Origin of the sequence: Zavarzinella formosa DSM 19928 (genome assembly GCF_000255705.1) — a bacterium.
Lineage (GTDB): Bacteria > Planctomycetota > Planctomycetia > Gemmatales > Gemmataceae > Zavarzinella > Zavarzinella formosa.
Map to the genome: position 1 here is coordinate 993,975 of NZ_JH636440.1, position 6,738 is coordinate 1,000,712.

General features: G+C 60.4%; 6 protein-coding genes and 1 pseudogene. 2 read left to right on the forward strand and 5 right to left on the reverse strand.

The window, feature by feature from the left end; genetic code table 11:
* Positions 1-104: 104 nt before the first annotated feature.
* Positions 105-1,151, reverse strand: a complete 1,047-nt coding sequence (locus BGIM_RS0115420) for a CPBP family intramembrane glutamic endopeptidase (protein WP_157369027.1) — start codon at positions 1,149-1,151, stop codon at positions 105-107.
* A 190-nt stretch (positions 1,152-1,341) separates the two neighbouring features.
* Here BGIM_RS0115420 and trpC point away from each other — a divergent pair, with 190 nt between their 5' ends.
* Positions 1,342-2,124 carry an indole-3-glycerol phosphate synthase TrpC gene (gene trpC / locus BGIM_RS0115425; protein ID WP_020470655.1) on the forward strand — a complete coding sequence of 261 codons (783 nt, stop codon included), beginning with the start codon at positions 1,342-1,344 and terminating at the stop codon, positions 2,122-2,124.
* Between the two features lie 146 nt (positions 2,125-2,270).
* Here the strand turns inward: trpC and BGIM_RS0115430 are convergent, their stop codons facing one another.
* Entirely contained in the window at positions 2,271-2,492 is a 222-nt protein-coding gene (locus tag BGIM_RS0115430) for a hypothetical protein (RefSeq protein WP_020470656.1), read from the reverse strand.
* A gap of 467 nt (positions 2,493-2,959) precedes the next feature.
* Here BGIM_RS0115430 and BGIM_RS57535 point away from each other — a divergent pair, with 467 nt between their 5' ends.
* Complete coding sequence (locus BGIM_RS57535) at positions 2,960-4,954, forward strand: sugar transferase (protein ID WP_020470658.1); 1,995 nt, start codon at positions 2,960-2,962, stop codon at positions 4,952-4,954.
* Between the two features lie 96 nt (positions 4,955-5,050).
* Here BGIM_RS57535 and BGIM_RS0115445 read toward each other — a convergent pair whose 3' ends face one another.
* The 3 genes and pseudogenes from BGIM_RS0115445 to BGIM_RS65830 all read right to left on the reverse strand — a co-directional run.
* A complete protein-coding gene (locus BGIM_RS0115445; protein WP_020470659.1) occupies positions 5,051-5,932 on the reverse strand; it encodes an NPCBM/NEW2 domain-containing protein in 882 nt (293 codons plus the stop codon).
* A gap of 151 nt (positions 5,933-6,083) precedes the next feature.
* The gene (locus tag BGIM_RS66510; RefSeq protein WP_020470660.1) at positions 6,084-6,302 is read right to left on the reverse strand and encodes a hypothetical protein; all 219 of its coding nucleotides are present in this window, start codon (positions 6,300-6,302) and stop codon (positions 6,084-6,086) included.
* Positions 6,303-6,478: 176 nt separating this feature from the next.
* Positions 6,479-6,738 (reverse strand): annotated as a pseudogene (locus tag BGIM_RS65830) (hypothetical protein); the annotation flags it as partial.

Here is a 6,738-nt window from a genome sequence, read left to right on the forward strand (position 1 = left end):
ACAACCTTGAAAACCAAAACCCCAACAAAGCGCAACATCAAAACTGGCGAGTCGGGCTATGGATGCGGGTGGTTCTGGTTGGAAAGGCGTGGCGGGTTCTCCCGTCACGCCGGGGCGCCCATCAACAGCAGTGATGCGGAAACGGCGTTGAACATCGCGTGGACGACCACGGGGCCGATCAGGCTTTGCGTGCGCACGGAGAGGTAGCCGATGCCGACCGCCAACACAAGAAGCGGCACCGGGGAAGGCCAGACGGACGCATGGAAGGCGGCGAACAAGGCCGAGCTGGCGAGGATGGCCTGCGAATGCTGGGGGGAACGAACCCGCAGGTGTCGATGCAGTCGCCGGAAGCGGGGCAGGATCAGATAGATCGGGATCAGCGAGACGAAGAACGCCCCCGGAATCAGGTGGGCGACAAGCTCGCCACGATCCCGGTCCTCAATGGCTTTTTGCACGCCATCCACATGAAAAAGCAGGGCCACGGCCACGGCCAGGCCCAAAATGAGCGGGCTGCGATGCCGGGGGATCACCACAAACGGCGACTCCGGAACGGCCGCCCGCTTCTGACACAACCACGGCAACAAAATCCCGCGAAACACCAATTCTTCCAGCATCGGCGCGATAATCACCGTCTGCATCACGAACAGGGCCCATTCCACATTCCCGGCGCCGTCCCCCAGCACGGTGAGCGGGTGCCGGTCCGGCGGCCGGTGGGTCAGGCTCGAATGGGCGATGTTGGCGATCGCAAACACACTGAAGGCCGCCGGGGTGACGAGCAGCCACGTGAGATAGCCGCTCACGATGTTGGGGGCCACCGTTCCCAGCGCCAGTGGATTGGGACCGCCCCGCCATTTGGCGATGGCCGAGATCGACCACAGTTGAAAGGGAAACGTGAAAACGGCTGCCCACAAATGCCGGATCGTCGCGGCCGCATGATCGGCGGGTGTCGCGTCCGGGCCGAGTTCAATCGGGAAGTTCGGCCCGTAAATGCGGCCAAAGAATCCCACGGCAACCAGCAAAAGCTGGACAAAATGGGCCGAGAGGACGAAAATCACAAAGGTGAGCGAGACGGCCGCGCCATCCCACTTGGCGATCGGGCAGTGATTCGCCGGGATCAGACGCTGCTTTCGGCGCCGGGCGACGAAATACATGATGAGGGCGACAATCCCCCCCCCCATCGCGACGGACAGGCCCGCGATCAACAGCAGCCGAAGGAAAATCGCCCCGTCCAGCGGTCAACTCCCCTCTGGGAATCAGGTGTCGCCAAGAGTATGCTATCAAAGCGATTGCGGAAAAGACCCGCATTTCATGCCTGAATTCATCGCATTTCCGAGATAAGCCTTGACCATCCTTGACACGATTGTCGCCCGCAAGCGAATTGAGATCGAAACCGCCCGTTCCGAGCGTCCCCGCCAGACCTTGGAGGGTCGCCTGCCGGAAGCCCCGCCCATCCGGGACTTCACGGCCGCCCTGCGCCAACCCGGCCTGCGGATGATCGCGGAGGTGAAAAAAGCCTCCCCCTCGGCCGGGATCATCCGGGCCGACTTTGACCCCGTGCGGATTGCCCAAACCTATGAGCAACACGGCGCGGCCTGCCTCAGCGTGTTGACGGACGAGCATTTCTTCCAGGGCCATCTCGACTATCTGACGGCCATCCGGCGGCAGGCGGGCATCCCGGTCCTCCGCAAAGAATTCATCTTGGACGAATACCAACTGATCGAAGCCCGTGTCGCCGGGGCCGATGCCGTCCTGTTGATCGCCGAGATTTTGCCGGGGGATGAACTCAAGACATTGCACCGACAGGCTACCGCCCTCGGACTGCATGTGTTGGTGGAACTGCACGACGCGGATCAACTTTCCCGCGTGATCGACTCAGGGGCCATTCTGGTCGGCATCAACAACCGCGACTTGCGAACCTTCAAAACCACGCTCGACCACACGCTGGATTTGCTGTCGGCCGTGCCGTCGGGTTGTGTGGTCATCAGCGAGAGCGGCATCAAAACCAACGCCGACATGAAGAAACTGGAAGCCGCCGGGGTGAAGGCCGTGCTGGTGGGCGAATCCCTGATGCGCTCCCCGGACATCGGGGCCGCCCTGGAAGACCTGCGGGGCGTTCTGCGATGAGATAAGAGTCGAAGATTAACCACAAAGACGCAAAGGTCACACCAAGTTCCACGAAGAAGACTTCTGAAGAAATATCTCTTCGGTCTTCTCTGTGAAACTTGGTGTGACCTTTGCGTCTTTGTGGTTAATCTTCGACTCTTCCGATTTCACGCCTTTTTGCGGCGTTCGCGGAAGTCATCGCCCGAGGTTCCCCTCGCGAGCTTTTCCGCTTCTTCTTCCGATGTGATCCCCGCTTTCACGAGGGTATGAAAACCGGGATTGGACCGCTCCATCGCGTCCCACTCCCCCTGTTCGCAGACGGCATTGCCGCCGGGGGCTCCGGTGATCGTCATCCGGTACACCACCCACGCTTCCGCTCGTTTCCGCATCTGGTTCCTCCCTGCCCCGGCCGGGCGTCATGTTCGGCCAATCATAAATTCTATCAAAAGGGAAAGAGAATCACCAACAATCGAACCCAAGCCGCGACGAGTTGAAGGAGCCGGCAGCCCGTTGAACCGGGCTGTTCGGAAGAACAAGGCGCCAGCCGGCAAGCCGACGCCTCGAAAATGTCTCTCCAAATGAGAATTTTCCTTGCTTGTGAGATTTCCCTTGGGCGCAAAATCATCACTTCCGGGGCGAACAAACACACGACCGGAAGATTCGGAATGACATGTCACCGGCGCCACATTCGCGACGACATATGCCGCTCATTCGCATGAGTCCGGCGAACCGAAAGATCGGTTTCCGTCAACAAAGACGCAGGAGATCGGTGGTCGGGCGACATGCCCGGGCAAGCATCGGATTTCGATGATTTCCCGATGAATGCCAGTCAACCTTGCCGTCTCGGAGACATGAGATGATGATCCAGAACAGCCCCTTGGTGATGACACCTCCCCCAGAAAAGATCGCGAAAACCGCCAACTCTCCCGGCCCTGTCCACGCCGCCCTGAAGCGGGGGGTTCATTTCGTGCTGGCGGCGGTGTTTCTGCTGATCTCCTCCCCGGTGATCCTCCTCGCCATGATTCTGGTCAAACTGACGTCGCCGGGACCGGCTTTCTACTCTCAAGAACGGCTCGGCCGAAATGGCGCGCCATTCCGAATTTACAAGATCCGGACCATGCGCCATCATTGCGAGCAAAACTCCGGAGCGGTCTGGGCCACCCGCAACGACCCGCGGGTATTCCTCGTCGGCCGGATTCTGCGCAAGCTCCACATCGACGAACTGCCGCAACTGTACAACGTCCTTCGGGGCGACATGGCCCTCGTCGGCCCGCGGCCCGAGCGCCCGGCAATCGCCGCCGGGTTGCAGGAGGAAATCCCCGCTTATCGGGATCGTCTTTCGCTCCGTCCCGGCCTGACCGGCCTGGCCCAAGTCCAGTTCCCGGCTGACAAAGATCTCGGGTGTGTCTGCCGAAAGCTGGTGGCCGATCTTCATTACGCCCGACTGGTCCGGCCCTGTCTGGACTTCCGCATTCTCATTGCCACGGGCCTTTACCTTCTTCACCTCCCGCTGTCCTGGCGCCGCCGCGTGCTCGGATCGGCCGCCGAAGCCGTCCCCGCCCCGGACAAGCCGAAGAAGAGCCTGCGGGAACGGCTCGCGGCGATCTACGAGCTTCCGCAAAAAACCGAGCGAATTGTCGCCGTGCAAGGGCTTCGCGGCGTCGCCGCCTCCCTGGTGTTCATGGCCCATTTCCTGACGCTGTTCGGGATCTACCTGGGCGGGGCCGCGGACGGGTTTGCGGCCCGCGTCATGGACACCATCGCCCGAAACGGGACCGACATCTTTTTGTTGATCAGCGGATTTTTGATTTACGGGATGTGCATTCGCCGGCCGGTCCATTATGGCCGCTTCCTGCGGGACCGCATGTGGCGGATTTACCCGGCCTTCCTCTTCATGTTCGTGCTGTATTTGGCGCTGTCGGTGATCATTCCATCCGAATCCAAGATCCCGCGGGACCCGGCCACGGCCGCCCTTTGGCTTTTGGAGAATCTTGCCTTGCTGCCCGGCCTGACCGGTTCCCCGTCGCTCATCGTGGTGACATGGACGCTCGGTTATGAATTGCTTCTCTATGTGACCCTGCCGCTGGCGGTGCGTTTCTCCGGGATGCGGAACTGGCCGACCCCCTGGCGGATCGCCGCCCTTGTCTCGGTTTGGGCCGCCTATCTGGCATACTGCGGGCTGATGTCCCCGACGCATGTCCGGTTGGGCGTCTACTTCACGGGGTTCCTGGCCTACGAGGCGGTCAGCGCCCGGCGGCATCAACTGACGACCGTCCGGGAAGGGATCGTGGTGTTTGCCGCCGCGGCGGCCGCCGGACTGGTCGTCCTTCTGCGGGCGGGATCGGTGTCTTTCCCGGATTTGAATCCGGGGCCTGTGGTTGTCATCCGGGCGATCGCCAAGGCGCTGGGCATGTTCGCGGTGGCGTGGTATTGTTTCGGCGGCAACGGCGTGTGCGGCCGGATTCTCAGCCGGACGCCGCTGCGCTGGACGGGGAACATGAGTTACTCGTTCTATCTGACGCACGGCCTGGCCCTGAAGGCGGCCGCCCTGGCCGTCGTCGTTTTGCTGCCCGTCGAGGCGCGCGGTCCCTGGCTGTTCTGGGTCGCCCTCCCGCTGTGTTATCTCGGAGCCCTCGCGGCCTCGACCGCGTTGTTCGTCATGGTGGAAAAACCAGTGTCCTTCTCCCGCAAGCCAGCAACCACGACGAGCGGGGACACCGTTTGTGAGGAACCGGCTGCCTTGGGCGAAACCGTGATCGACCTCAACACAGGGCGAGAAATACCAGAGGCGTCTTGTTCAGGGACGCCTCTCAAACAGGAAACCGGCGTGTCGGTTGACTCATGGAAATGAACGACGCGAGGCCCAACTTGCCGCAGAACTGCGAACCCGCTGACAATGAACCCAACCACCCGGTTGTTTGAGGAAACTCTCGCGACATGGCATCAGTCACTCAATGACGACCGGCGCGAACCATACGCAATGCGCGCCGCCATGTTCCCGAGGGCAATGGACTCGCAGGGTCAGCGTCTTGGCTTTGTCGATTTTCATTGTTTTTTCGACTTTCACAACGCATGTCTGGAAAGTATCAAGCTTGCTGACGGGTTCGGATTTCCAGACAGATTTGCCATCCAGCAACACCTCGAAGACCAAAGGCGTCGCCGGATTGCCTTGGTCGTCGCTGTGCTTGGGAACGCCAATGAAGACCCGGAAGGCGGTCGCTTTGATTGGGAGCGTATAACTGACGTTCGCCACTCCGAAGTATTCCGCGTGCATGAAAAGGCTGTGCGGAATCGCCCGGCCATCCATCTTGTACTTGTTGGTGTCTTTGTCAAACCGATTGTCCGAGACTTTGACATCGAAAGGTTTCAGGGTGCTCACATAAGTTTGCTTCCCTGACATAAAGGCGGAAGCCAGTATGAATTGTTCGTATTCCTTTTCGGTCTTTTCCGCGGCGTCGTCGAGTTTGAGTTTGATGTATTCCTTGATGGCTGATTGATATGCTTTGTCCAGTGTCGTGCGCGCGGTCGTCAGTTCACTTTTGACTGACATGGGAAGAGTGGCCGGCGATTCACCCAATTCATCAAATGCTTTCCGCTGTGCCTTGAGATCATCCAAGGCTTTTTTGTCACCCGCCTTGCGGACGGTGTCCTCTTTTTTGTCGAACAGGTCAGTCACCGCCTTTTTGAAGTCTTTCAGTTGGCCGTCATAGACCCGTTTCGCCCGTTCCAGTTTTTCTTTCACATCCTCGGCCTCATCTGATCGGGCGGCTTGGCCGAACACCAGCAGAAGGGCGATGGCAGGGAAAAGCAGACGAAGTTGATTAGGCATTCGACACCCCAAAATAAGAAGGCGAGGACTCCCGGTGCAAGCACACAGCAACGAGTCCGGGAGTATTGGCGGGAACACGTTCCCGAAGTCCGGGATCGGTCGGGGACGCGTCGTTGTCAGAATGAGATTATCACCGGCCGCTGGTGAATGGTCAACCGCCGGAGTCGGAGAGGGGTGTCTTCTCAAACCACTCCCGGTAGGGCGTGTTCACCGCCATATGACGATTGTAATCCGGCGAGCCGTCTGTCCACCACGGTTTTCCTCGTTCGCCCAAGGCAATCTTGGCCCGGTCGATGGCTTGTCGCGCCGCCAATCGGCCAGCATCATCGCCCGCCCGGCGAGCGCGTCCCAAGTTGGAACGAGCCAGCATCAGTTCCCGTTGGAGTTGTCGGCGTTCATCCGGAGGAATCGCGGGGTTGGTCGTTCGCCAGAGTCGGCCGCGAACGACGAAATACCGGCCGTCCGGCGTTACCGGATAGGGAGGTTTTTGCCCGCTTATGTCGGTCTGCCTCGCGTGTTGTCGGACAGATCGACGGCGGGCGGGAATTACTTTTTTCCCTTGGCGACCACCTTGGCGGCCACCTTGGGCTTGGCCGCCGGTTTCTTGGCGACGGCTTTGGCAACCGCTTTTTTCACCGGGGCGGCCACCTTGGCGACCGCCTTTTTCACCGGGGCCACCGCCGACTTGGCCTTGCCTTTGGAACCGGACTGGAGAGACGAGACTTCCTCGACAATCTTTTCCGCGTTGGCCCCCGCCAGACCGCCGGCGACGGCGCCGATGGCCGCGCCGAGCGGACCCATGAGCG

Bases quoted from the DNA above. Each gene is read 5' to 3' on its own strand.
- BGIM_RS0115420 (WP_157369027.1), bottom strand. From the start codon at position 1,151: ATGTATTTCGTCGCCCGGCGCCGAAAGCAGCGTCTGATCCCGGCGAAT.
- BGIM_RS0115430 (WP_020470656.1), bottom strand. From the start codon at position 2,492: ATGCGGAAACGAGCGGAAGCGTGGGTGGTGTACCGGATGACGATCACC.
- BGIM_RS57535 (WP_020470658.1), top strand. From the start codon at position 2,960: ATGATGATCCAGAACAGCCCCTTGGTGATGACACCTCCCCCAGAAAAG.
- BGIM_RS0115445 (WP_020470659.1), bottom strand. From the start codon at position 5,932: ATGCCTAATCAACTTCGTCTGCTTTTCCCTGCCATCGCCCTTCTGCTG.
- BGIM_RS66510 (WP_020470660.1), bottom strand. From the start codon at position 6,302: ATGCTGGCTCGTTCCAACTTGGGACGCGCTCGCCGGGCGGGCGATGAT.